20 protein-coding genes and 1 pseudogene are annotated in these 23,640 nt (G+C 62.8%); 11 read left to right on the plus strand and 10 right to left on the minus strand.

The genetic code is table 11. The annotated features are described in order from the left end of the window. Positions 1-165: 165 nt before the first annotated feature. Both JKL46_RS13290 and JKL46_RS13295 read left to right on the plus strand, forming a co-directional pair. The gene (locus tag JKL46_RS13290) at positions 166-753 is read left to right on the plus strand and encodes a hypothetical protein (protein WP_201833475.1); all 588 of its coding nucleotides are present in this window, start codon (positions 166-168) and stop codon (positions 751-753) included. A gap of 14 nt (positions 754-767) precedes the next feature. Next, on the plus strand, positions 768-1,415 hold the full coding sequence (locus JKL46_RS13295; RefSeq protein ID WP_201833477.1) for a class I SAM-dependent methyltransferase: 648 nt from the start codon (positions 768-770) through the stop codon (positions 1,413-1,415). On the opposite strand, the gene JKL46_RS13300 is transcribed toward JKL46_RS13295, so the two are convergent. Continuing rightward, on the minus strand, positions 1,396-4,392 hold the full coding sequence (locus tag JKL46_RS13300; RefSeq protein ID WP_343074058.1) for an ATP-binding protein: 2,997 nt from the start codon (positions 4,390-4,392) through the stop codon (positions 1,396-1,398). The two genes, JKL46_RS13295 and JKL46_RS13300, sit on opposite strands and share 20 nt — an antisense overlap. A 54-nt stretch (positions 4,393-4,446) precedes the next feature. Next, a pseudogene (locus JKL46_RS36850) lies at positions 4,447-4,512 on the minus strand (zinc-ribbon domain-containing protein); the annotation flags it as partial. A gap of 259 nt (positions 4,513-4,771) precedes the next feature. Here JKL46_RS36850 and JKL46_RS13305 point away from each other — a divergent pair. Continuing rightward, entirely contained in the window at positions 4,772-5,764 is a 993-nt protein-coding gene (locus tag JKL46_RS13305; protein ID WP_201833480.1) for a ketopantoate reductase family protein, read from the plus strand. Here the strand turns inward: JKL46_RS13305 and JKL46_RS13310 are convergent. After that, positions 5,751-6,875, minus strand: a complete 1,125-nt coding sequence (locus JKL46_RS13310) for a Kelch repeat-containing protein (protein WP_201833482.1) — start codon at positions 6,873-6,875, stop codon at positions 5,751-5,753. The genes JKL46_RS13305 and JKL46_RS13310 overlap by 14 nt on opposite strands. A gap of 180 nt (positions 6,876-7,055) precedes the next feature. Here JKL46_RS13310 and JKL46_RS13315 point away from each other — a divergent pair, with 180 nt between their 5' ends. After that, positions 7,056-8,360, plus strand: coding sequence for an NAD(P)H-dependent oxidoreductase (locus tag JKL46_RS13315; RefSeq protein ID WP_201833490.1), 1,305 nt, complete (start codon positions 7,056-7,058; stop codon positions 8,358-8,360). A 286-nt stretch (positions 8,361-8,646) separates the two neighbouring features. Next, positions 8,647-9,666: an aldo/keto reductase gene (locus JKL46_RS13320; protein WP_201833492.1), complete on the plus strand. Its 1,020-nt coding sequence runs from the start codon at positions 8,647-8,649 to the stop codon at positions 9,664-9,666. Between the two features lie 129 nt (positions 9,667-9,795). Here the strand turns inward: JKL46_RS13320 and JKL46_RS13325 are convergent, their stop codons facing one another. Continuing rightward, positions 9,796-10,476, minus strand: a complete 681-nt coding sequence (locus JKL46_RS13325; protein ID WP_201833493.1) for a GntR family transcriptional regulator — start codon at positions 10,474-10,476, stop codon at positions 9,796-9,798. After that, on the minus strand, positions 10,473-11,141 hold the full coding sequence (locus JKL46_RS13330) for a GntR family transcriptional regulator (RefSeq protein WP_201833494.1): 669 nt from the start codon (positions 11,139-11,141) through the stop codon (positions 10,473-10,475). The genes JKL46_RS13325 and JKL46_RS13330 overlap by 4 nt, the downstream gene beginning before the upstream one ends. A gap of 371 nt (positions 11,142-11,512) precedes the next feature. Here JKL46_RS13330 and dctP point away from each other — a divergent pair, with 371 nt between their 5' ends. From dctP to JKL46_RS13355, 5 genes are all read left to right on the plus strand, one after another. After that, positions 11,513-12,505, plus strand: a complete 993-nt coding sequence (dctP, locus tag JKL46_RS13335) for a TRAP transporter substrate-binding protein DctP (RefSeq protein WP_201833495.1) — start codon at positions 11,513-11,515, stop codon at positions 12,503-12,505. 87 nt (positions 12,506-12,592) lie between these two features. Continuing rightward, the gene (locus tag JKL46_RS13340) at positions 12,593-13,111 is read left to right on the plus strand and encodes a TRAP transporter small permease (RefSeq protein ID WP_201833497.1); all 519 of its coding nucleotides are present in this window, start codon (positions 12,593-12,595) and stop codon (positions 13,109-13,111) included. Then, positions 13,108-14,409 (plus strand): TRAP transporter large permease, encoded by a 1,302-nt coding sequence (locus tag JKL46_RS13345; RefSeq protein ID WP_201833498.1) that lies wholly within the window; start codon positions 13,108-13,110, stop codon positions 14,407-14,409. Before JKL46_RS13340 ends, JKL46_RS13345 begins: the two co-directional genes overlap by 4 nt. A 27-nt stretch (positions 14,410-14,436) precedes the next feature. After that, positions 14,437-14,886, plus strand: a complete 450-nt coding sequence (locus JKL46_RS13350) for a type II 3-dehydroquinate dehydratase (RefSeq protein ID WP_201833692.1) — start codon at positions 14,437-14,439, stop codon at positions 14,884-14,886. A 5-nt stretch (positions 14,887-14,891) separates the two neighbouring features. Then, entirely contained in the window at positions 14,892-15,791 is a 900-nt protein-coding gene (locus tag JKL46_RS13355) for a shikimate dehydrogenase (RefSeq protein WP_201833499.1), read from the plus strand. Positions 15,792-15,809: 18 nt separating this feature from the next. Here the strand turns inward: JKL46_RS13355 and JKL46_RS13360 are convergent, their stop codons facing one another. After that, entirely contained in the window at positions 15,810-17,024 is a 1,215-nt protein-coding gene (locus JKL46_RS13360; RefSeq protein ID WP_201833500.1) for a glycoside hydrolase family 1 protein, read from the minus strand. 16 nt (positions 17,025-17,040) lie between these two features. Then, positions 17,041-18,351, minus strand: coding sequence for a family 1 glycosylhydrolase (locus JKL46_RS13365; protein ID WP_201833501.1), 1,311 nt, complete (start codon positions 18,349-18,351; stop codon positions 17,041-17,043). A 202-nt stretch (positions 18,352-18,553) separates the two neighbouring features. Between JKL46_RS13365 and JKL46_RS13370 the strand changes: the two genes are divergently transcribed. After that, on the plus strand, positions 18,554-20,428 hold the full coding sequence (locus tag JKL46_RS13370; RefSeq protein WP_201833503.1) for a glycoside hydrolase family 2 protein: 1,875 nt from the start codon (positions 18,554-18,556) through the stop codon (positions 20,426-20,428). Between the two features lie 53 nt (positions 20,429-20,481). Here the strand turns inward: JKL46_RS13370 and JKL46_RS13375 are convergent, their stop codons facing one another. Genes JKL46_RS13375 through JKL46_RS13385 form a run of 3 tightly spaced genes read right to left on the minus strand, consistent with a single transcriptional unit; the run spans position 20,482 to position 23,597 of the window. Then, a complete protein-coding gene (locus JKL46_RS13375) occupies positions 20,482-21,306 on the minus strand; it encodes a carbohydrate ABC transporter permease (RefSeq protein ID WP_201833505.1) in 825 nt (274 codons plus the stop codon). Further along, entirely contained in the window at positions 21,303-22,241 is a 939-nt protein-coding gene (locus JKL46_RS13380; RefSeq protein WP_201833507.1) for a carbohydrate ABC transporter permease, read from the minus strand. The genes JKL46_RS13375 and JKL46_RS13380 overlap by 4 nt, the downstream gene beginning before the upstream one ends. Positions 22,242-22,274: 33 nt before the next feature. Beyond that, positions 22,275-23,597 (minus strand): ABC transporter substrate-binding protein, encoded by a 1,323-nt coding sequence (locus JKL46_RS13385; protein WP_201833509.1) that lies wholly within the window; start codon positions 23,595-23,597, stop codon positions 22,275-22,277. Between the last annotated feature and the right edge of the window lie 43 nt (positions 23,598-23,640).

Genomic DNA, 23,640 nt, shown 5'->3' on the forward strand with positions numbered 1-23,640 from the left:
TTATCGCCCATATTCGGATGCTGACGAGGCGGCTCGCAAGACCCTGAAATCAAACCCGTCTTTCTGAGTCAGACTCTAAACCTTGACATTTATCCGACCGACTGTTGCGATGACAGCAATCCTATACTTCACAACCACTCAACTTCGAAGGAATTGGAGGACTTCATGGGCCGCATCATGAAAGAAGACGACGTCTTCATCCCGGGGCTTCTGGATCAGCTCTACCTTCGCTTCGGCCCGTCGCAGGGCCCGAAAGAGGCCCATGGCGGCATCGCCGAAATGCAGGAGCTGCAGAAGGAATTTCAGATCTTCCGGCGCGGACGGAACCTGAAGGACTGCTTTGCCCTCCTCAACATGGGAGGGTTGTGGAACGCTCGCGTCAAGAACAGGTGGCTGGCGCTCATCGACGATCTGAAGTCCTACGAGTCGGATGTCCCCGGCGAGAACGGCAATGATCGGATCATGAACATGCTGGTCGAAAATCTCGGACGCAGCGAGCCCCTGCCCGTTTTCTTCCAGGCGCATGATTCTCGCGGCCCCGATGGCAAGCGGGTGATCGTCAGGATGTCGAACACGGGTCCGTTCTTCATGGAGCAGGAGCACGTCATCGTCTCGCTGCCGATGAGGCCCAAGACGGCATCGCCGACCGCAAGGCAGGCCGCTCCAGCCGCCCGCTCTGCGCGAAAGACCGCAAGCAAGACGGCAGCGAAAAAAGCAGCCAAGACTCCCCGCAAAACGCCCCGCGGAAGGTAGGCTTTTCGTCACCGATGATCGATGATGCGTCGGATCTGGAGCAACTCTACAAGGGTGTCGCGCAGTACTACACCGGCACCCTTCGCCGCTTTGGGCCGACGCCGCTCGGGGTGGACTGGAGTTGCGCTCCGACTCAGGCCCTGCGGTTCCGCAAGCTCCTCATAGTCTGCGATTTCCACGAGCCTTTCTCACTCAACGACATCGGATGCGGCTATGGAGCTCTGCTCAAATACCTTGCCGACTACCATCCCGATCACGTGATCGACTACCTCGGCGTCGATCTCTCACAAGCCATGGTTAGCCGAGCGCGGAAGCTCTGGCCCGGTCAATCGCATAAGTTCGAGCAAGGCCCGGCCGCTTCCCGCACCGCCGATTACAGCATCGCCAGCGGCATCTTCAACGTCATGCTCGACCAACCGGTGGACATGTGGGAGCGCTTTGTTGCGACGACCTTGTCGCAGCTTCATGAAAGCAGCCGTCGAGGCTTCGCGGTGAATTTCGTGACCGCCCCTCGTTCCGGGCAGGACATCCGGCGTGGACTCTACGGCACGACACCGGAACGCTGGATCGATTTTTGCAGGAGCGAGTTTAGCCGGGATGTGACGCTCATCGACGGTTATGGCATGAGCGAGTTCACACTTCTCATACGATCCCCGGATTGATATCGGCCCGCTTCAGAGCCGTCGACACATGCGGCGCGAGAATCAGGGCTCCGGTCTGCCGCATCAGGTCCTCCGCCGCCCTGAAATAATGCTCGGCTTCATCTCGACGCGTCGACCGATCCTTTTTGACGAGAGCATTGCCCGCCACGATCAAGGCCCGGCATTCCGGCAAGCGCGCGGATCGATCCCGTGACAGGCCGATCGTGCGTTCCGCAGTCGACAGCGCATCGTCATACCGGCCTGCCCTCTCAAGGCACTCGGCCAAGCATGCCATCATGTCTGGCTCATAATCGAGTGCCGCTCCGGCCGCATGCATGAAGTCGATCCCTTCTTCAAGAGCTGCGATCGCCGACTGGCTATCCCCCGAAAGCCCCTGCGCCATCGCCATGCAGGCATAGGAGAAGACACGAAGGTAGGGTGTACCATGGCGCTCGGCGAGTTCGCTCACACGCCGCGCATGCTTCAACGCAAGTTCAGCATCTCCTGACATCCAGGCAAGGTCGACATATCCCAGATGGCTGATGAACTGGACGGTCGGGTCGATCAGCCCATCCTCGATAGACAGCATATGATCGAGCCAGGCCCGGCCTTCATCGATACGATTGAGATGGATGAGGATCCGCGCACGCAGGCTGAGCGTCCAGTGCTCGACGCTGTATCCGAGAAAGCGGTTTTCGAACTCCTGGACATATTGCAGTAGCGAGAGCGCTCTGTCATTGGCCTCCAGCGCTTCGTTGAACAGGCCGGCCCAGCCATAGGCCTGGCTCAAGGATGCATAGAGCGTTGCGGCGCGGCTCTGGTCGGCTTCGGCATTCAGAAACCGCAGCGCCTGTTTCACGCGCGCGACGTAGTTATCCGCCGGCCCGCCGCTCGCTCCGCTGATCCGGGCCTCCACGAAAAGAAGCAGCGGAATCATGGTGTCGTCGGTTTCGCGGGCGATCGCGAGGGCGTCCTGGATATAGGGCGCTGCATCCTCGACACTCAATCCCTCACGCCATCCGAGCCAGGCAATCTGCCCGCTTGCGAGAATGAGCAGAGCCTTGTTCTTCGCGGACGGGGTCTGGGCGCGAGCCAGCCGATGCACGACGTGCCATTGCCTGATCGCCTGAGCGGGGTGCATCGACCCGATCCACTCGGCTGCGATGCGCGCATATTCGGCCGCCTTGGAGAGAACGCCGGCGGCCTCGTAATGAAAGCTGATCAGCCCGGCGAATTCGCCCCTCCGCTCCCGATAATGGCTGGCCAAGGCCGGGGCAACAAAAGCATGGAGGCGGCTTCTGCGCGATCGCAGCTGGCTCGAATAGGCGACTTCCTGGATCAGCGGATGGCGGAATACATAGTGGCGCCCTTCCGGCCGGTTCTGGATCTGTAGAAGTTCCAGCGCGCATAGCCGATTGATGGCCGGCTCGACCTCTGCGCTTTGCTCCTGCATTCCGACGCTGACGAGGACCGCGTGTGGAACCTCCTTGCCGATCACGGATGCGATCTGAAGCAGCATTCGATCGAAGGACGGGAGTCGGTCGATGCGTTCCCCGATGACGGCCTGGAGCGTCACCGGAAGCGGATTGTCCTTCGTCACGCCACCGAGGCGATAGCTGCCCGGGCGCCCCGCCAGCAAACCGTTCTCCACCAAAGAGTGAATGATTTCCTCCGCGAAAAACGGATTGCCGCCGGAACGCTCGGCAATCCGGTTGCGCAGCTCGACGAGATCCGCATGCGAGCCGACCACGGACGAAACGAATGCCTCCATTTGGCCAGCATCGAACTCCGTCAGCTGCATCAGGCGAAACCGATCACTATCCATCCACGAAGCTCGGTAAGACGGACGGAAATTGACGACGAGAAGAACATGTGAGCCGATAATCGCGCCGCAGAGTGCCTCTACGAATGCCTCGCTTGCCTCGTCGAGCCAATGAAGATCTTCGAACACGATGACCAGCGGATGGGCCGCGCGGTCGCTCATCAACCGGGAAATGATGTCGACAAGCGCGGCGTGCCGCATTTTCGGCGTCACCGCCGATGCAGCGCCGCTTTCGGCAATGCCGAGGAAGTCGCAGAGAACGGAGAGGGCTCCCTCGGGAGGCGATTTCATGCGCGCCAAGTAGCTCGCTACCTGATCTCGCGCCAATGCAGGATCGTCGCCAGAGGATATCCCAAGCAGCAGACGCACGATTTCCAGGATCGGTTGAAGGGGTGCCGCTTTCCCATAGGGCTGCGCCCGCACTTCGATCACCGGAATGACATCCATCCGGCAACGCTCGGCGAACTCGTAGCACAGCCGCGACTTGCCGCTGCCTGGGGGACCGCAGACACCAACGATGTAGCTATCGCCGCGAAGGGCCGCCTGCAACGCCGCTTCCAATTGCGCGATCTCGCGCTCGCGCGCCTGAAATCTCGTAAGATTGCTGCTGTTGAACAACTGTCCCGATGAGGGTTGCTGCAGGCCCTGCAGCTCGTAGACGCTGATCTCGTGGGAAATGCCGCGGACTCGATAGCGGCCGACGGGTCTGACGATGCAATAGCGCTCGACGAGGTGACAGCAGGCGTCGCTGATATAGATCGTGCCCGGTTCGGCGATGGACTGCATCCGATTCGCTATATGGATCGCGACGCCATAAGCCTCTCTTTCGTTGACCGATCCCGAGAACCTCGTCTCGGAGACGATCATCCCGGAATGCAGGCCGAGGCGGATGGCCTTCGGACCCAGCATCCGCCCAAGCTCCGACTGAATGTCGAGGGCGGCCTGGCAGGCCAGCAAAGCATGCCCTTCCTGAATCTTGGGAGCGCCGAAGAGCGCCATGATGCCGTCGCCCAGGGTGTGGATGACGGTTCCACCGAACTGCTCCGCCACCCGTCGCATGACACCGAGCGCGGGTGCCAGGTGTCTCATGGCCTGTTCGGCATCAAGATTGGAGACGAGCTCGGTCGAAGCGACGATATCCACAAAAAGGATCGTGACCGGCTTGAACTCCTCCACGATTGCAGGTTCTTCCGGAGAATTCGCCGGGCTGGAAGCATCCGATATGAGGGGCGCGCCACATTGGCTGCAGAACCGCGCGTCGTCGGGGCTAGGTCGTCCACAGCGCGGGCAATCCATCACAAGCCTCGGCTTCACACCGTCTCAAGAACTGCAATCACAGGTCTATTTAAGGCAACAATATGCAGACAATGCAAGCCAAGTCGCCGGGCATCTCCGGCAGGAATGGTTGTTGGAGAGGCCGGCTCATCAAGGCCGTTGCTCTGTTATTTCAATTCAAATCCGGCCATCGCTCTTTCCGAATGGCTCGGATACGCGATATGAAGCGAACGACCCCCAGTAGGCTACGCGCGGCGCGCGTGACGAGATGAGGAACACGATGCGGATCATTGTCTACGGCGTCGGCGCAATCGGCGGCACGGTTGCAGCTGCCCTGTCCGTTTCAGGGCACGAGGTTATCGGCATCGCGCGCGGCGCCAGGCTCGAGGCCATTCAAGCCGATGGGCTGCTGCTGCGATCTCCCGAGAAGTCTGTAAGCGCAAAGTTTCGCTGCGTATCGGATCCGTCCGAGATCGCGTTTCGCCCGGACGATGCGATCCTCCTGACCATGAAGACCCAGGACACCCTTGCCGCACTGGAACGGCTGCGCGCGGCGGGAATCGTCGAGCAACCGATCTTCTGCGTTCAGAACGGCGTCACCAACGAGCGCCTTGCACTCCGGCGTTTCAAGGAGGTCCACGGCGTCACGGTGATGATGCCGGCGACGATCTCGGCACCCGGAGAGGTCAGCGCGTTCGCGGCGCCACGCCACGGTATCTTCGACATAGGCCTCTTTCCCGGTGGCAGCAACGGCCACGACGAGAGCCTCGCACAATGCCTGGAGGCTGCGAACATTGCCGCCTTCGTGCAGCCTGACGTGATGAAGAGCAAGTACGGCAAGCTTCTGCTCAACTTGAGCAACATCCTTCAGGCTTCATTTGGTCTCGATGCGGATTACAAGCATCTCGAAGCCCTGCTCCAGGCGGAAGCCGAGGCCGCTTATACCGCAGCCGGGATTGCGTGGCTGGATGTGGGGACAGCCGATGCCCGCCGGGACCAGATGATGCGCTCCCGTCCGATCCCCGGCGTCGAGCGCTCCGGCGGTTCGACGACGCAGAGTCTCGAACGGGGCGCGGGATCGATCGAAACGGACTATCTCAACGGCGAAATCGTGCTGCTCGGCCGCCTGCACGACATTCCTGTCCCAGCGAACACCTATTTCGTCGAACTCGGCGCCCGGATGGTGCGCGAGAAACTCAAGCCGGGGGCAATTTCCGTCGCTCAGGCGGAAGCGGAGTTGGCGTCGAAGGGCGTCGCGATCAGCCGAGGGTGAAGGCCTCGTGCACGGCGGACTGAACCGATCCGCCGAGCACTGCCCCTCCTCCGGCGACATAGATCCAGTCGCCGATCATGGTCGCTCCAACCGCGTGTCGGGGCGTCGTCATGGGCGCGTGCTGCTGCCATGTATCGGCGGCGGGATCGTAGCTTTCCATCTGCCCGAACACCTTGGCCTGAATCGGCCTGCCCTGCTCGATGCGTCCCGCCTCGCCGCCCATGGCGAAGAGGCGGTTGCGATAGACCACCAGCCCATGGCCGGAGCGCGCGGTCGGCAGCGGTGCACGTTCTTCCCACGTGTCTTTGGCCGGCAAATACACGTGATGCAGGTTGGTGTTGTATTCGAAGGTGTTGAAGCGCCCGCCGATGACGTGAATCGCGTCGCCATACGCCACGCAGCCGACATGGTCGCGCGCACCGGGCAATGCCTTGAGTTGGATCCAGCGATCGGCCTGGGGATCGTAAACCTCGTGCCAGCCGACGCTCGCACGCTCCACGACGGGCACCGAGGCGCCTCCGATCAGATGAATCTTGCCGTTGAGCACCGCAGCCGCAGCGGCGCCGCGCGGACGGGGGAGCGGTGCAATGGTCGTCCAGCGGTCTGCCGCCGCATCATAGACATAAGCATTGTGATCGGGGTTGCGGTTCTGCTCGATGAAACCACCGAGAGCATAGACGCGCCCAGCATCCGCAGCCACGGCCACATGGTTGGCACCGCGTGGCAGCGGAGCGGCATTGAACCAGCGATCCATGGCGGGGTCGTAGACATGATGATAGGCCCGGTCGACCCGGCCCTCGCCATAGCCGCCGACGATGTGCATCCGCCCGTCGAGTGCTGTCGCCCAAGCCATCTCGCTTCGGGGAATGGGCAGGGCAGCGCGGGAGATCCAACGCCCTTGAGGTCCTTGGGGCGCGGGACTGTCGGTGACGCGCTGGGCCTCCTGCTCAGGCGTGAGATGATGCGGAACGCCTCCCTGGAGACGGGCATAGGGATCGGGCGACGATGGCGCTTCGGGCAATCGGGTGCCATGCCCGGCATGCTGAGCCCAGGCCCTGTGGGTCCCGATGGCCGCTAGTCCGGCAAACGCGATGAAATGGCGACGATCCATGATCGACCTCTCCCTGTCCGGCGGCCAATTCTTGCCGACCATGTGACAAGGAAACAAGGCGGAGGGCCGTTCAAGTTTCCGAGACCGAGCGCGTTCCTCCCTTCACCTTTAAGCCGATTGACACCCGCCGTCGGACCTTCGAGCCTCATTCGGCGATCGGACCAGCGGAGGCGGGACATCATGAACCTATCGGCACTGCTGCATCGACGACTCGAAGCCGGCCGCCCCGTTCGCGTGGCGCTGATCGGTGCGGGCAAATTCGGCTCGATGTTTCTCTCGCAGGTCCCCACGATTCGCGGCCTCGAGGTTGCGATGATCGCCGATCTCGACCCGGACAGAGCCCGTCGCGCCTGCCGCACAGTCGGCTGGGACGAGGCCAGGATTGCCCGGACGCACTTCGCGGCGGACGGGACCGAGGCCTGCCAGGCCGAGGATGTAGAGGTTGTGATCGAAGCCACCGGTCACCCGGAAGCCGGTATCCGGCATGCGCTCGCCGCCATCGAAGCCGGCAAGCATATCGTCATGGTCAATGTGGAGGCGGACGTGCTCGCCGGCCCGCTTCTGGCGGAAAAGGCGCGCGCGAAGGGCGTCGTCTATTCCATGGCCTACGGCGATCAGCCTGCCCTTGTGGCCGAGATGGTGGATTGGGCGAGAGCCACAGGCTTCACCGTCGCGGCGGCCGGCAAGGGCACCAAGTACCTGCCGCACTATCATCATGTGACCCCGGACGATGTCTGGACGCATTATGGCCTCACGCCGGAGCAGGCTCAGTCCGCGGGCATGAATCCACAGATGTTCAACTCCTTCCTCGACGGCACGAAATCCGCCATCGAGATGGCTGCCATCGCCAATGCCTGCGACCTTGACGTGCCCGAGGACGGTTTGGGCTTCCCGCCCTGCGGCGTCGACGATCTCTCGCATATCCTGCGGCCGCGCAGTGTCGGCGGCCAGCTCGAGAATGACGGCATGGTGGAGGTGGTGTCCTCGCTCGAGCGCGACGGCCGCCCGGTCCACCGGGATCTGCGCTGGGGCGTCTATGTGGTGCTCAAAGCGCCGAACGACTACGCCGCCGCCTGCTTCAAGCAATATGGCCTCCCGACGGATTCAACCGGCCGCTATGCGGCGATGTACAAGCCCTTCCATCTGATCGGACTCGAATTGTCGATATCCGTTCTGAGCGCTGCCCTGCGCGGCGAGCCCACCGGCTCGAGCCGCCTGTGGCGGGGCGATGCAGTTGCCGTCGCCAAGCGCGATCTCAAAGCCGGCGAGATGCTCGATGGCGAGGGCGGCTATACCGTCTATGGCCGCTTGACGACCGCCGCTTCCAGCATGGCTCAACGCATGCTGCCGATCGGCCTCGCCCATGGGATCCGCTTGACGCGCGACATCGCGGCGGGATCGCCGGTAACGGAGGCCGATGTGAACCTGGATACGAGCAGGCTTGCTGTCCGGATCCGCCAGGAGATGTGTGCAAGGCATGGGTAGTGACTCAGCTTGAGTTCTACGCCGTCATTCCGGGGCCGCGCAGCGGAACTCGGAACCCATAACCGCCACCCTTGCGGAAAGCGGCGCAACGCTGCTCATCTCTTCTTGAACCGTCGAGGCTATGGGTTCCGGGCTCGCCTGCGGCGCCCCGGAATGACGGCGCCAAGGCATGGGGATGCTTCAGCCTCATGGCAACCCATCCCATACGGCATGAGACGGGGGCACACAGTGGTAGAGAGCCTGAGCGAAGCAGGTTAATCTGCCGCGACATATAACGGAGCCTAAAATGGATTATCGCAACCTGGGCCGCTCCGGCCTCAAGGTCTCACCGATCTGCCTCGGCACGATGATGTTCGGCGGCCCGACGGACGAGCCTCTCTCGGCGAGGATCATCGCGAAGGCGCATGAGGCGGGAGTGAATTTCATCGACACCGCCAACGTCTATAATGAGGGCCGCTCCGAGGAGGTCACGGGGCGCGCCATTGCCCCCGCCCGGTCTCACTGGGTGCTCGCGACGAAGGTGGCGAATGTGATGGGACAGGGGCCCAACGACCGCGGCCTGTCGCGCCGGCACATCATGGAAGCGGCGGAGGCGAGCTTGCGTCGTCTCGGCACGGATTGGATCGACATCTACTACATTCACAGGGAAGACTATACCACTCCGCTCGCCGAGACGGTTCGCGCCATGGGCGATCTCGTCCGGCAGGGAAAGATCCGCTACTTCGGCGTCTCGAACCATAAGGCCTGGCGCGTCGCCGAGATCTGCCGCCTCTGCGACGATCTCGGGATAGACCGCCCCGTCGTGAGCCAGCCCTATTACAACGCCATGAACCGGATGCCCGAGGTCGAGCATCTGCCTGCCTGCGGCTTTTACGGGCTCGGCGTGGTGCCCTATTCTCCCCTCGCCCGCGGCATCCTCACGGGCAAGTACAGCCCCGATGCTCCGCCGCCGGAAACCAGTCGGGCGGGTCGGCAGGACACGCGCATGATGCAGACCGAATGGCGGCCGGAATCGTTAGCGATCGCTCAGGATTTCAAACGTCATGCCGAGGCTCGGGGGATCACGCCTGGTCAGTTCGCCGTCTCATGGGTTCTGAACAACCGCTTCGTCACGGCGGTGATCGGCGGCCCACGCACGGAGGAACAGTGGGACGATTACGTGAAGGCCCTGGATTACCGCTTCACGCCGGAGGACGAAGCCTTCGTCGACGGTCTCGTCGTCGCCGGCCATCCTTCCACGCCCGGCTACAACGACCCTTCCTATCCGATCGAAGGTCGCTCGCCGCGCACGAGCCCTGCGGGATGAACGGAGGTTGGGCGTCCTGGCACAGCCGCCATCGGCTCATGGGAAGTCGATGGCTTTGCGCATGCTGGGTCCAGTCGCTCTCGAGTGCGGAAGCGTGATGCCGATCCGGCCCGCTTCTCTCTTGTCAGCTCAGCTGATGGTTCCCGTGGCGAGCGCGTGCTCGACGCCGCCGGCAACGTGGCGCCTCAGCACCTCGCAGGCACGCTCGGCATCCCTCTCCAAGGCGCATTGCAGGAGGAGCGCATGCTCCTCCGCTGCGATGTCGCCGCGGAAGCTCAGAGCGATCATCTGGTAGCGCAGATACTTGTCGAAGACGGCAGCATGGTTGTCGATCAGCATCTTCGACCCACAGGCCGAGATGAGCGCTTGGTGGAACTGCCAATCGTAGCGTTTCCATTCCTCGGTATGATCCCGCTCGCCTTTCGCCATCCGCTCCTCCATGCGGGCGAGCCGATGATGGGCGGCAACGACACGTCCTTCCCATTCCATGTCTCCCGCTCGGAACGACTGCTCCAGAGCGCGGCATTCCAGAAGTTGCCGAAGGGCGGCGATCTCCCTGAGATTCGCGATCGAGACCGGGGCCACCTCGAAGCCCTTCTGGCCTTCGGCGACGACAAGGCGCTCGGAATGGAGGCGGTTCAGGATTTCGCGAAGCGTGCTGACGCTCGCGCCATAATCGACCTTGAGCCGGTCGAGCTTCAGTTTCTTGCCGGGCAGCAGGCGTCCGAAGATAATGTCCGACCTGATCCTCTGATAGGCGCTTTCCCCCACGCTTGCGGGCTGGGCAATTACCTGGACGTCGTCGTTCATGACAAGGCCCCGCTCTTCAGCGTGTAGGCAACGCAGCCATTCACATGCTGGCCGAGCACCTCGCAGGCTTTCTCCGCATCGCGTGCCAGAGCGCAATCCAACAGCGCCCGATGCTCGTTCGCCGCGATCTCTCCCCTGAAAACGACAGCCACCATCTGATAGCGGAGATACTGGTCGAAGACGCCGCCGTAGAGGTCGAGCAAGGTCTGAGAGCCGCAGGCTTCGATCAGCACCTGGTGGAATTCCCGGTCATAGCGCTTCCAGAGTTCCGTCCCCTCCTGATCCCCTGCCATCATCCGCCGCTCCATGAAGGCGAGCTTATGGTGGGCGGCGACGACCCGGCTCTCCCATTCCAGATCGCCCGCGGCGAAGGACAGGCGCAGCGCATAGGTTTCCAGGAGCAACCGCATCGCCGCGACATCCTCGAAGCCCGCAGGCGATACGGAGGTGACACGGAAACCGCGCTGCCCCTCGGCGACGACCAGGCCCTCCGAGGAAAGCCGGCTGAGAATCTCCCGGAGGGTGCTGACGCTCGCCCCGTATTCGCCCGCTAACCGATCCAGTCGAAGCCGCGCCCCGGGCTCCAGGCGGCCGAAAATGATGTCCGCGCGGATCCGGTCATAGGCGCGATCCGCAATCGATGCTGCGAGCAGTTCAATGCTCATCCGGTCGTCACCCTTCCCAGGGCCATGATCCAAAAATCTGGCTCATCATTCATTGAAATATGCACAGGCCACCTCCCTCCCCCTTGTGGGGAGGGATTGAGGGTGGGGGTGCCGGCGCCAGAGCGTCATTGGCTATCGCCCACTCCCCCCACCTCCCACTCCTCCCCACAAGGCTGAGGAGGGTTGTCAAGGCATTATAAGCCAGCCTCTCAGGATCTCCCCATATGCAATCCAGCTACACTGCTTATCATTGTCTGCTAAAATCGAAAATATCAGATGATTTTTAAAATGCCTATTGATCTTATGAACATCCGAGCGGATAGTTCTAGCCAAGACGCATAAAAGGCGCGGCAAAATAGGGAGAGGAAACCATGGGATTTGATATCAATCGGCGTGTCATGATGGCTGCAGGCGCAGCCCTTCTGGCTTGGGGCGTGGCCGGCCCCGCCGCGGCACAGGCGCCCACGAACCTGCGGTTCTCCGCCGTCTTCTCGGAGCAGGACATCCGGGCCGGGATGATGAAGCAGTTCGGCGAGGCGGTGAAGGCGCAAGGCTTCAACCTGCAGCCCTATTACGGCGGCACGCTGTTCAAGCAGGGCACCGAGCTCGTCGCCATGCAGCGCGGCAATCTCGAGATGGGCAACATCGCGCCGCAGGACATCTCCAACCAGATTCCGGAATGGTCGATCGTCACCTCGGCCTATCTGTTCCGCGATGCCGATCACCTGAAGAAGGTGTTCGCGAGCGATGTCGGACAGCAGCTGAAAAAGATGGCGTCCGAGAAACTGGGCATCCACATCCTCGGGCCGACTTATTTCGGCGCCCGGCATGTGGGCCTGAAGCCGAACAAGAAGATTAGCAAGCCGGAAGATCTCGCCGGCATCAAGCTGCGCATGCCCGGCGGCGATGCCTGGCAGTTCCTCGGCCAGTCGCTGGGCGCCAATCCGACGCCGATGGCCTATGCGGAGGTTTATACCGGTCTCCAGACAGGCGCCATCGACGGCCAGGACAATCCGCTGCCGAACGTGCAGAACATGAAGTTCTACGAGGTCATGTCGCAGATCGCGTTGACCTCGCATCTCGTCGGCTTCGACCTTCTCGCCGTATCCAACAAGGTCTGGGACGCCATGTCGCCCGAGAAGAAGGCGGCCTTCCAGGCGGCTGCCGACAAGGCGATGGAGTGGAGCACGCAGGAGCACCTGAAGCAGGAGTCGCAGCTCGCGACCTTCTTCAAGGAGAAGGGGCTCGACGTCTATACCCCCGACCTGAAGGCCTTCCGCGAATTCGCGCAGAAGAAGTACCTTGCCTCCGATCTGGCGAAAAGCTGGCCGGCCGGCATGGTCGACAAGATCAACGCGATGTAGGGCTCAATATCTCGGCTGCCGAGTGCCAAGCGCTCGGCAGTCCTTTTCCATTTTTGTTCAGCGCCTTCTCACGAAGGGAGCGCTCTCATGACCTCATCGTTGCGGGCAATCGGCTCGTGGCTTGCCTTGCGCGCGGAGAACATCGCCGCCGCAATGCTGGCCGCGATGTTCGCGGCCTTCCTGCTGCAGATCGCCTTCCGCTATCTCTTGGGCCTCCCCATCGGATGGACGCATGAAATCAGCGTCATCCTCTGGCTCTGGCTCGTCCTGTGGGGCGCCTCCTTCGTCGTCACTGAGCGCGAGGAGATCCGCTTCGACATCATCTACGGGGCCGTCGGCCCCGGACCGCGCCGCGTGATGGCGCTGATCAGCGCATTCGCGGTGATCGTGCTCTACACCATCTCGCTTCCGGCGGTCACCGACTACGTCACCTTCATGAAGGTGGAGCGGACGAGTTATCTCAAGATCAGATTCGACTGGCTGTTCTCGATCTACATCGTCTTCGCGGTCGCCACCATCATCCGCTACATCTGGATCGCCTGGCAGGCTCTGCGAGGCGTGGCGCCGGATGAATTCGATCCCACCAAGGCGAGCTCCGGCGTATGAACCTGACAAGCCCATTCTCAATCTCGCTCGTTGCGATCACCGCCCTCGCCTTTCTCGGTCTGCCGATCGGCCATTCGATGATCGCGGGCTCGATCCTGTACCTGCTTCTGGCGGGACTGGACATGGGAACGGCCGCCGAGCAGCTGCTCAACGGCATGTATTCCAACTATGTCATTCTCTCAGTGCCTTTGTTCATCCTGGCAGCCGAGTTCATGAACATCGGCAGCATGACCGACAGGCTCATGGCATTCTGCAACGCCTTGGTCGGCCGCTTCCGCGGCGGCCTCGCCCAGGTCAACATCCTGCAGAGCATCATCTTCGCCGGAATGTCCGGCTCAGCCATCGCAGATGCCGCCGGCACGGGACGGATGATGCAGGTCATGATGACCCGAGACGGCCGCTACACACCGAGCTATGCCGCGGCACTCACCGCCGTCTCTTCCGTGATCGGGCCGATCATCCCGCCCTCGATCCCGATGGTGCTCTATGCGCTCGTATCGGATGCCTCCATCGGCTTTCTCTTCCTCGGCGGCGTCATTCCGGGCCTGCTGATGGCCTTGGCCCAGATGATCATCGTGGCGATCACGGCCCGCCGCAAGAATTTCCCGGTCGAGAAGCCCGTCCCCTTAAGGAAAATTCCGAGGATCACCTGGGAGGCTTTCCCCTCCCTCATGATGCCGGTCGTCCTGCTCGGCGGCATCTATAGCGGGGTGATGACTCCGACCGAGGCCGCGGCCGTCGCGGCGGGTTATGCGCTCCTGATCTCGGCCGGCCTTTACCGCAGCGTGAGCTGGCGCGACTTCTACAAGGCGCTCGCCGTCAGCGCGCGTACGACGTCCTCCATCGGCATGCTGATCGCGGGCGCGCTGGTGTTCAACTATGTCATCACCGTCGAGAACATTCCGGAAGGCGTCAAGGCGCTGCTCGAAGGCTGGGACCTCTCGCCGATCGGCTTCCTGATCTTCGTCAACGTTCTGCTGCTGCTCCTCGGCTGCGTGCTGGAGGGAACAGCGATCCTGCTCATCGTCGTGCCCGTTTTCATCCCGACGGCGCAGGCGCTCGGTATCGACCTCGTGCATTTCGGTGTCGTGGTCGTCGTCAACATCATGATCGGGCTGATCACGCCGCCCTATGGACTGCTCCTGTTCATCATGGCGAACATCTCGGGTGAGCCTCTGCGCGACATCGTTCGGGACACGCTACCCTTCCTCTTCGCAATGATCGTCGCCCTCGCGATCATGACATTCGTCCCCGAAACCGTGCTCTGGCTGCCGCGCCTCTTCGGCTACCAGGGTTGAACCGGCTCCCGTGAGAGAAAAGCAATGATGAGCAGACCGATCTATATTCTCAACGGGCCCAATCTCAATCGCCTCGGCACGCGTGAGCCCGAAATCTACGGCCGCACGACGCTCGCCGAAGTGGAGACCATGTGCCGCGAGGCGGCCGGAGACAATCCCATCGTCTTCAAGCAGTCGAACCGGGAATACGAAATCATCGACTGGGTTCACGAGGCCATCGATCAGGGGAGCGGGATCATCATCAATCCTGCCGCCTTCACCTTCACCTCCATGGCGATCATGGACGCCTTGAAGATGTTTCCCGGTCCTCTCATCGAGCTGCACATCTCGAACATCCACCGCCGCGAGCAGATCTACCACAAGTCCTATGTCTCGCCTGTGGCAACGGCCGTGATCGCAGGCCTCGGAACGAACGGCTATCCGGTTGCCGTCAAAGCCGTCCTCGACATGATCGCGAAGGCATCCGTAAAGGCGTGAACCCCATGACGGGCGGTCGACCAACCGCAGCTGACCTCGATGACGATGCCGGACAGCTGGCTAGCCTGCCTTCCATTCTCGTGGGGCTGGTCGGCGCCGGGATCCAGGCGTCCCGCACGCCCCGGCTCCATGAGCGGGAGGGCGCCCGGCAGGGGCTGCGCTACGTCTACAAGCCGATCGACCTGGAGGCGCTCGGCCTCGCTGCGGACGCGCTGCCGGACATTCTGACGGCGGCGCAGCGCTTCGGCTTCGCCGGCCTCAACATCACCCATCCGTGCAAGCAGGCCGTCATCCCTCTCCTCGACGACCTGTCGCCGGATGCGGCGGCGCTGGGGGCCGTCAACACGGTCGTTCTGAAGGACGGCCGGCGTGTCGGGCACAACACGGACTGGCGGGGCTTCGCCGAAAGCTTCCGGCGCGAGTTGCACGATGTGCGGCGCGAAAGGGTCGTCCAGTTCGGCGCGGGCGGCGCGGGTGCCGCCGTCGCCCATGCACTTCTAACCCAGGGCGTCGGCGAGGTCGTTCTGATCGACACCGATCAGGCCCGTGCCGAGACCCTCGCCGCTTCCCTGCGGGAGAGGTTCGGGGGCGGACGCGTCTCCTTCTTTTCCTCGGTCGAGAACGCGGTGGCGGCAGCCGACGGCATCGTCAACACGACCCCGCTCGGCATGGCGAAGTACCCCGGAACTGCTTTGCCGGTCGGCCTGCTTCGTCCCGATCTCTGGGTGGCCGACATCGTCTATTTTCCGCTTGAGACAGAGCTTCTGCGTCAGGCGCGAGCCCGCGGATGCCGCACCATGTCCGGCGGCGGCATGGCGGTCTTCCAGGCGGTCGGAGCCTTCAGGCTCTTCACAGGCCTCGATCCCGACGCCTCACGGATGCTCCGGCATTTCGAAGAAATGTGATACCCCGGGGGCCGCAAGCTAACCGGCTGTCATCCTCGCTCTTGCGGCTCGACGCGAACCGAGGTTCCATGCGGGTCTTGTAAGCAGCGCGTGATGGAGTTCGTCCACGTGACGAACCGATTGCAGCGCCTCGAGCATCGGCTCGCAGATCAGGCGCTCGCCACAGGGGTCCCGGTGGCAGACAGGGTCCCAAAGCCCCATCGGCGTCCAGATTTCGGGATCGTGCCATTCGGGCATGCCGAGGATCGGGTAGAGGCACACGCCGCGGATCGGAATGCCGTCGAGGAGAAGCGTCTCGGCCTCCTCCGCGACTTCTCGAAGCCAGCGACCCCGGCTGTCGCCGATATGGCTGGTTTCCGTGATCATCACCTCGTTTCCATAGCGCGTCCATACCGAGCGCACGAGGTTGCTCAGAGACCAGCGGCGTGGATCATCGTCCGCAAGCGGCGAGACAACCCCGTCGGCACCCGCCGTGGCGCCCCATTCCCACTGGTTCGTCCAATAGTAATTGATGCCCACCACATCGAGGTGCTTCCGGCTGCCGCCGAGTTCCGGCAGGAGACGCCCGCAGAGCATGTCCCAGCTCTGGAATACGAGGCGCTCGTTGAAGTCGCGCGCGCCCTCCGCCATCTCCGGCCGACCATTCGGCGTAGCCACGCGACACAGAGGATCCACATTGACGATGCGCGCTTCCGGCGCTGCCGCCCACAAGGCGTTGATGCCCTCGATGGAAGCCCGCGTGAGAGCGACCTTCAGATCCCAGCCGCGCCCGGTCTCATGCGGTGCGAACAGACCTTTTTCGCCCCCGGCATAGGCCATGAAGGAAGGCTCGTTCACCGGCGTGAAGGCACAGGTTCCTTCGGTGCGTGCGGCGATATAGCGGCCGATGGCGTAGCAGTAATCGGCAAAGTGCTTGGGAAAATCCTCGCTCCAGGGGTCCAGGCCTCGCGGATAGCCGTAATGGAAGAGATCCCAGATCACCTCCACATTGTGGCGCTGCGCCGCCTCGACGAAAGGCGCGACCGTGGAGAAGTCGTAGCGCCCGCGCCCCAGATCCACGAGCGGCCAGCGGATCGTTTCGCGGGCGGCATGAATGTCGAGGGAAGCCAGTTGTCGGTAATCCTCATCGACAGTCAGGTCATGGCCTGTTGCGACCACCTGGTCGAACCATTGCCCGTGCCGGTTATAGCCGGTCGAACCCTCGAAACCGGCGAGAAAGAAACTTCGGTACATCCCGCTTCTCCCCTTTTCACCCGACAACCGCGCGAGCGGGTGGCCGTGATAGCCTGCCGACGGCATCAGCCCCGCCCATCACCAATTGCCGATAGCTGTCCACGGCGGAGGTTTGGACCCGACGCAGCGGATCCGCCTCGTCCGGGACGATGTCCCACAAGCCCATCTGGGCCAGATGCTCGGTCACCGGACGCCGGCCCTGACGGTAGGCCCAGGTGACGAGGGCAAACATGGGCCACCAGGTATACCCGACCAGAGGGACGCCCTCCTCGCGCAATTCCCGCGTGGCGGCGACCGAACGGTCGAGCCAATCGAGCCGCCGGCGCAGCGAGCCGATCGAGGCCGTCTCCGAAATCGTCAGCGGCACGCGATAGCGCTCGTAATAGAGGCGCCCGAGGCGAGTGATGAGATCGGCCCCCGCATAGGGCATGCGGATGCGAAATCGCCCGCCTGCGTCCCGCAGCAGCTTCTTTTGCGTGAACATCGGGTAGAGGTTCATGCCGATCACGGGAACCTCGACCGCATTGTCGAGGAACCATTTCAGCTCGCTTTCCCGGGCCCCATGCCTCAGCAGCCACGTCCACAGGAGATGGGACTCGTCGATGCGGCCCGAGACGAGATCGAGGGCCAGGAAGACGATCTCCTGCCGCCGTCGGGCCTCGTCCTGGAATTCCGGCTCGTCCGTGTCGAAAAGGTCGGTCGCATCGACGAAATAGGGCACGATCTCCGGATCGACGCTCTGCAGCGCCCTCACCGTCTCCACCATGCCTCGCGCGATCGCCAGCATCAGGGCGACGAAGCCCGACCAGCTCCGCCGGAAGGGCGGCCACCAGCCGAGGCGCCCACAATACCAGCCGGTGATGCGAGGCTCGTTGAGCGGCGTGTACCAGGTGATACGCCCCTTGAACCGTTCGGCGAGCCGGGCGGCGTATTCGGCCACGAATTTCGGATAATCGGGATGGAGAAAGGCGTTCTCGATCCAGGCCGGAAGCCCGTAATGGACAAGGTCGACCTGGGGATCGACGCCGAGCTCGAGCAGGCGTCCCAGGGCATTGTCGGGAAAGGTCCAGTCCCAGACGTTCCGTTCCGGCTGAATTCGATGCCATGGCACGCCGTAGCGGGCGCAAGGAACGCCGAGCTCGGCCATAAGACCGAGATCCTCCCGCCAACGGTCGTAATGGCCCGTCAGCTCATACTCGTCCAGTGTCCGTCCTGTCACCGGGTGCGGAGCAGTGATGAACGTGTCCTCGATGCCGGTAGACCACCAGAAAGCATCCGGTTCGGTCAGGCGCCGAAGCTGGGATCGAGGCGGAAGCGCGTCGGTCATACCGGGGCCATCCCTTGAGCGTCAGTGCTTCCACTGCAGCCATCGGTTGGGCCGTGGACGAACCTCGGCCGTCATATGATTACGCGGGAAACGACCCACATCCGTGAAAGTTGCACCGGTCGCCCCTTCCAAGAACATCCTATTCGCTGGAGCGTTGGTCGGGCGGGAGCGTCGGGCTTCCCGCAGCACAGGAGGCGCGACCATGGCCGAGACGACCTCTCCCAGGGATCTGCATCCCCGCCCCCAACTGCGCCGGGAGCACTGGATCGATCTTTGCGGGTCATGGGGCTTTGCTTTCGACGATACCGATATCGGCCTGTCGGAGCGTTGGTTCGAGCAGGCGGAGCCGTTCGATCGGGAGATCGTGGTGCCCTTCCCGCCCGAGAGCAGACTTTCCGGCATCCACGAGACCGGCTTTCACCCGGTGGTCTGGTACCGGCGGGAGATCCGGATCGAGGATCCTGATCGCAGGAACCGGTTTTTGCTCCATTTCGGTGCGGTCGACTACAAGGCCTCCGTCTGGGTCAACGGGCGCCTGGCTGTCGAGCATGTCGGTGGGCAGACGCCGTTCTTCGCCGATATCGCTCCCTTGCTCGTTCCTGGCGAGGCCCAGATCGTCGTCGTCCGCGCCGAGGACGAACCGCGAGACCTGCAGCAGCCCCGCGGCAAGCAGTATTGGGAGGAGCAGCCGGGCTATATCTGGTATCATCGGACCACCGGCATCTGGCAGCCGGTCTGGCTCGAGCCGCTGCCGCAGGTCGCTGTCGCGGAGCTGAGGTGGACACCCGATGTCGACCGTTTCGGCGTCGGGCTGGTCGTCAGGCTCGACCGCACGCCGCCGCAGGGCTGGCGCATACGCATATCCCTGTCGGGCGACCGGCCGGCGCGCGTTCTCGCCGACGACACATGCCTCGTGTCCGGCAAGGAACTCCGCCGCGACATTCTCCTCGACATCAACGACGCGGCTGTCCGGCGCCGCCGAACGCTGCTCTGGGGACCGGAACATCCCAACCTCATCGAAGCCGTGATCGAGGTGATCGACGAGCAAGGCAACGTCGTCGACCGCGTCGAGAGCTATTTCGGGCTGCGCCGCATCGAGGCGCGGGACGGCCGCTTCATCATCAACGGCATCCCGATCTTCCTGCGGCTTGTGCTTGCGCAAAACTACTGGCCGGATTCGTTGCTCGCCGCTCCCGGTCCCGAAGCGCTCAAGCGCGAGGTGGAACTGGCCCGATCGCTCGGCTTCAACGGTATTCGCATCCATCAGAAAATCGAAGACCCCCGCTTCCTGTACTGGTGCGACAGGCTCGGCATGCTGGTCTGGAGCGAGGCGGCGAACGCCTATGTCTATTCCGACCGTGCGGCGGAGATGTTGACCCGCGAATGGCTGGAAGCCGTACGCCGGGACTACAATCATCCTTCCATCATCACGTGGGTGCCGTTGAACGAGAGCTGGGGCGTACCCGATCTCGACCGCTCGGCCCAGCAACGTCATTTCGTCCAGGCGCTCTATCACCTCACCCGCGCCCTCGACCCGACGCGGCCAGTGATCGGCAATGACGGATGGCAGCATGCGGTCGGCGATGTCTTCGGCGTGCATGATTATGCACCGACCGGGGAGATGCTGCGGGAACGCTATGCGGATCGCGCAACGATCGCACGCACCTTCCGGGAAGTGCGCCCGCATCATCATCCGCTGCTTGGCGAAGGCGTCGATATCGACGACGAACCCATCGTGGTCAGCGAGTTCGGAGGCCTCGGTTTCGTGCCGCAGGGCTCAGAGGATTGGTTCGGCTACGGCCAGTTTGCGGATGTCGACGCTTTGCTCGCCCGCTACGAAGAGCTTGTCGACGCGCTCCTCGCCTCCACCGCCCTTGCGGGGTTCTGCTATACGCAGCTCACCGATACCGCGCAGGAGACCAACGGTCTTCTGACCGTGAACCGAGAGCCGAAATTCGACATCGAGCGTCTGCGCGCCATCAACAGCCGTCCCTCGAAGGCGGTCCCGAGCGAGATCCTGGACGTCCTGATCAAACAGGAGGTGGAGCGGCGCCGGCGCGAACGCGGCCAGGAATAGGAGTTTTCCTCAAGGCGTGGGATCTCCCGGTTTGGCGACAAACCGAGAGATCCTCAGCCCCCCTTCACCGCTCCGGCGGTCAGGCCGGCCACGATCTGGCGTTGTGCAATGATGGTCAGGATCAGCACGGGCAAGGTCACGATCAGCGCTGCCGCGGCGAGCGGCCCCCAGCTCAGCTGCTCGAAGGACAGCATGTTGTAGACGGCCACCGGCAAAGTTCGCGTCTCGCGGCCCGCCAAGACGACGCCGAACACGAAGTTGTTCCACGAGAAGATCACCGCGAGGATGAAAGCGACCGTGATGCCGGGCTTCGCGATCGGCAGGGCGATGTGTCGGAAGACTTCCCAGCGGTTGGCTCCGTCAATGACGGCCGCTTCCTCGAGCTCCAGCGGTGTCGTCTCGAAATAGCCGATCATGATCCAGATCACGATCGGGACCGTGATGACGAGATGCGCGATGATCTGCGGCACGAGTGTGCCCATCAACCCCAGCCATTGGAACAGCAGGAAAAGCGGGATGAGATAGGACAGGCCGGGGGTCATGCGGGCGATCAGCACCACCACCGCGGCCTTGGTCGCGCGCATCCGGGCGATGCCGTAGCCGGCCGGAACGCCGATCAGGAGTGCGAGCCCCGTCGCGGTACCGGTCACGATCAGGCTGTTGATGAAGTACAGCCCGAAGCGGTTCGATTCGAACACGCCGGAATAATTCCTCCAGGCGAAGCGCTCAGGAATGAAAACGGGCGGATAGGCTGCGTTGTCGACCTCGAATTTCAGCGAAAGCGAAATCATCCAGAGGAAGAACAGGACGGCCGGCGAGACCAGCACGAGGCCGACGAAGAACAGGCCGAGCGAGTCGGTGATTTTCCGGATGCTCATGCGCCACCCTGAATGTCAGTCCACTTCGTCCGCTGGCGCAGGTGGAGCATGAGGAGAGACAGGGCGATGACGAGGCCGAAGAACACCACGGCGATCGCCGATCCGTAACCGACATCGTAATAGGCGAAAGCCACACTATAGAGATAGAGGTTGATCGTTTCCGACGCCGTTCCCGGCCCGCCCTGCGTGATGGCATAGATGATGTCGAAGCTTTTCAGGGCATCGATGGTGCGGATGATCACCGCCACCATCAGGAACGGCGCGATCATCGGCAGCGTGATATAGCGGAAGCGCTGGAATACGGTCGCCCCATCGATGGCGGCGCTCTCATAGGGCTCCGTCGGGATCGCCGCGAGGCCGCCCAGTACGATCAGCATGACCAGCGGCGTCCATTGCCATGTCTCGACGAGGACGAGCGAAGGGATCACGGTCGTGGGACTGAACACCCAGGCCTGGGGCCCGATGCCGACCAGCGACAGGAGATAGTTGAGCACGCCGAGCTGCGGGTGGAACATCATCGTCCAGACGAGCGCGATGGCTACCGGCGTCGCCATCATCGGCATGACGAAGATGCCGCGCAGGATGCCTCTCAACGGCAGCTTGGAATTGAAGATCAGGGCGGCGAACGTGCCGAGGATCAAGGGAAGCACTACGGCCAGGACCGTATAGACAAGCGTTTGCCATACCGAAGTCAGGAAGCGCTCGTCCGAGGCCAGCCGCAGGTAGTTGGACAGGCCGGCGAAGCGCCGTGCACCGCCGACCGTCCATTCATGCAGGCTCATCCACACCGTGAACGCCCATGGGAACACGATGACCGACCCCACCACCGCGACGGCGGGGACGACGAAGGGCCAATAAGTGCTCGGTGGGCGGGCGCCCGTTGCGGGCGCCGCCTCTGTCACGGAGGTGAGCTGGGGTTCAGCGATGGTGGACATGGGTATCCACCATCCCAACCGGTCCGCTCCTCATCAGGCTTTCTCGCTGCGCTCGAGGATGGGCTTGAATTGCTCGGTTGCCTTCTTCATCTCGGCGGCTGGATCCCCTCCTCCGAGGAGATTGGTGAGGCCGATGCCGATGATGTCGCGGAACTCCGTCACCGGCTGGACGACGGGAAGGCCCAGCTTGCTGATCTTGCCCGATTCCACCACCGAGTCGATCCAGGCCGGCGGCATCTTCACGCCCTTGCGGACCTCGGCGTCGCTCAGGATCGACGGACGGAATGGAACACCACCGCCTGCCTGCAGGAGGCGCGCGCCCATCAGCTTCGACACGGCCCACTGGCAATACAGATACGCCGCTTCCTTGTTCTTGCTGGCGGAGGTGACGCCGATGCCGTCGCCGAATGTCGCCGAGGCTTGAGCCTTCGGCCCCTTCGGCATGACGCCATAGCCGACCTTGCCGACGATCCGCGATCTGTCCGGATCCTCGAGTGGAGGCGCGAAGCCGACACCGTCGAGCCACATGCCGACCTTGCCCTGCAGGAACGCGGACTGGCACTCCGACCAGTTGAACCCTGCGACGCCCTGCGGAGCAGACTTGGTAAGCAGGCGCTGGTAGAGCTTCGCCGCCTCGATGGCCTCGGGCGAATCCGTCATCAGGTTGCCGTTGGCATCGACCGGATCGATGCCGTAGCCGAGGAGGAAACTCGTCCAGACGGGAACGTTGGCGTTCTTCAGACCACGCGCGACGAATCCATAGGTGCCTTCCTTGGGATCGGTCAGCGCCTCGGCCACCTTCACCATTTCCTCGAAGGTCTGCGGATAGGCGAGGCCCTTCTTCGCGAAAAGATCCTTGTTCCAGTACACCATCCAGTAATCGACCGAGAACGGCAGCGAGAGCATCTGGCCCTGCGGGTTCTTGGCGTAGAGCAGACCGGCCTGCGAGAAATCGCTCTCCGTCAAAGTGGCTTCGGTCAGCTCCGGATTCTTCATGAACGCGCTCAGATCGGCCAGCCAGTTGGCCTTCTCGAACTGCCGCTTCTGAACGTGATAGCTGATATGGACGACGTCGAAGCTCGGGCTGCCGGAATTCAGCTCGATCACCGCCTTCTGCCGCTGCTGCTGCTCCGGCGTCTGCTCGGAAGAAACCTGGATTCCCGTGAGGTCGGTGAATTCCTTTTCGAACTTCTGCAGCACCTCACCGCGCGGGCTCTTGACCAGATTCACACCGATCTTCGTGCCGGCGTATTTCTTCCAATTCACATCCGCGAAAGCAGGTGTGGCCCCGCTGAGGCCGTATGCGGCTGCGGCCGCCGTGCTTGCCAGAAATGTACGACGCGTCACTGCAGACATTGCCAGTTTCCTCCGTGTTCTGAAGTTACGGTCCCTTCGGACT

This window comes from Microvirga zambiensis WSM3693 (assembly GCF_016735695.1).
Lineage (GTDB): Bacteria > Pseudomonadota > Alphaproteobacteria > Rhizobiales > Beijerinckiaceae > Microvirga > Microvirga zambiensis.

Bases quoted from the DNA above. Each gene is read 5' to 3' on its own strand.
- JKL46_RS13325 (WP_201833493.1), bottom strand. From the start codon at position 10,476: ATGAACGACGACGTCCAGGTAATTGCCCAGCCCGCAAGCGTGGGGGAA.
- JKL46_RS13320 (WP_201833492.1), top strand. From the start codon at position 8,647: ATGGATTATCGCAACCTGGGCCGCTCCGGCCTCAAGGTCTCACCGATC.
- JKL46_RS13290 (WP_201833475.1), top strand. From the start codon at position 166: ATGGGCCGCATCATGAAAGAAGACGACGTCTTCATCCCGGGGCTTCTG.
- JKL46_RS13310 (WP_201833482.1), bottom strand. From the start codon at position 6,875: ATGGATCGTCGCCATTTCATCGCGTTTGCCGGACTAGCGGCCATCGGG.
- JKL46_RS13345 (WP_201833498.1), top strand. From the start codon at position 13,108: ATGAACCTGACAAGCCCATTCTCAATCTCGCTCGTTGCGATCACCGCC.
- JKL46_RS13360 (WP_201833500.1), bottom strand. From the start codon at position 17,024: ATGTACCGAAGTTTCTTTCTCGCCGGTTTCGAGGGTTCGACCGGCTAT.
- JKL46_RS13370 (WP_201833503.1), top strand. From the start codon at position 18,554: ATGGCCGAGACGACCTCTCCCAGGGATCTGCATCCCCGCCCCCAACTG.
- JKL46_RS13380 (WP_201833507.1), bottom strand. From the start codon at position 22,241: ATGTCCACCATCGCTGAACCCCAGCTCACCTCCGTGACAGAGGCGGCG.
- JKL46_RS13350 (WP_201833692.1), top strand. From the start codon at position 14,437: ATGAGCAGACCGATCTATATTCTCAACGGGCCCAATCTCAATCGCCTC.
- JKL46_RS13305 (WP_201833480.1), top strand. From the start codon at position 4,772: ATGCGGATCATTGTCTACGGCGTCGGCGCAATCGGCGGCACGGTTGCA.
- JKL46_RS13355 (WP_201833499.1), top strand. From the start codon at position 14,892: ATGACGGGCGGTCGACCAACCGCAGCTGACCTCGATGACGATGCCGGA.
- JKL46_RS13295 (WP_201833477.1), top strand. From the start codon at position 768: ATGATCGATGATGCGTCGGATCTGGAGCAACTCTACAAGGGTGTCGCG.
- dctP (WP_201833495.1), top strand. From the start codon at position 11,513: ATGGGATTTGATATCAATCGGCGTGTCATGATGGCTGCAGGCGCAGCC.
- JKL46_RS13375 (WP_201833505.1), bottom strand. From the start codon at position 21,306: ATGAGCATCCGGAAAATCACCGACTCGCTCGGCCTGTTCTTCGTCGGC.
- JKL46_RS13385 (WP_201833509.1), bottom strand. From the start codon at position 23,597: ATGTCTGCAGTGACGCGTCGTACATTTCTGGCAAGCACGGCGGCCGCA.
- JKL46_RS13315 (WP_201833490.1), top strand. From the start codon at position 7,056: ATGAACCTATCGGCACTGCTGCATCGACGACTCGAAGCCGGCCGCCCC.
- JKL46_RS13365 (WP_201833501.1), bottom strand. From the start codon at position 18,351: ATGACCGACGCGCTTCCGCCTCGATCCCAGCTTCGGCGCCTGACCGAA.
- JKL46_RS13330 (WP_201833494.1), bottom strand. From the start codon at position 11,141: ATGAGCATTGAACTGCTCGCAGCATCGATTGCGGATCGCGCCTATGAC.
- JKL46_RS13340 (WP_201833497.1), top strand. From the start codon at position 12,593: ATGACCTCATCGTTGCGGGCAATCGGCTCGTGGCTTGCCTTGCGCGCG.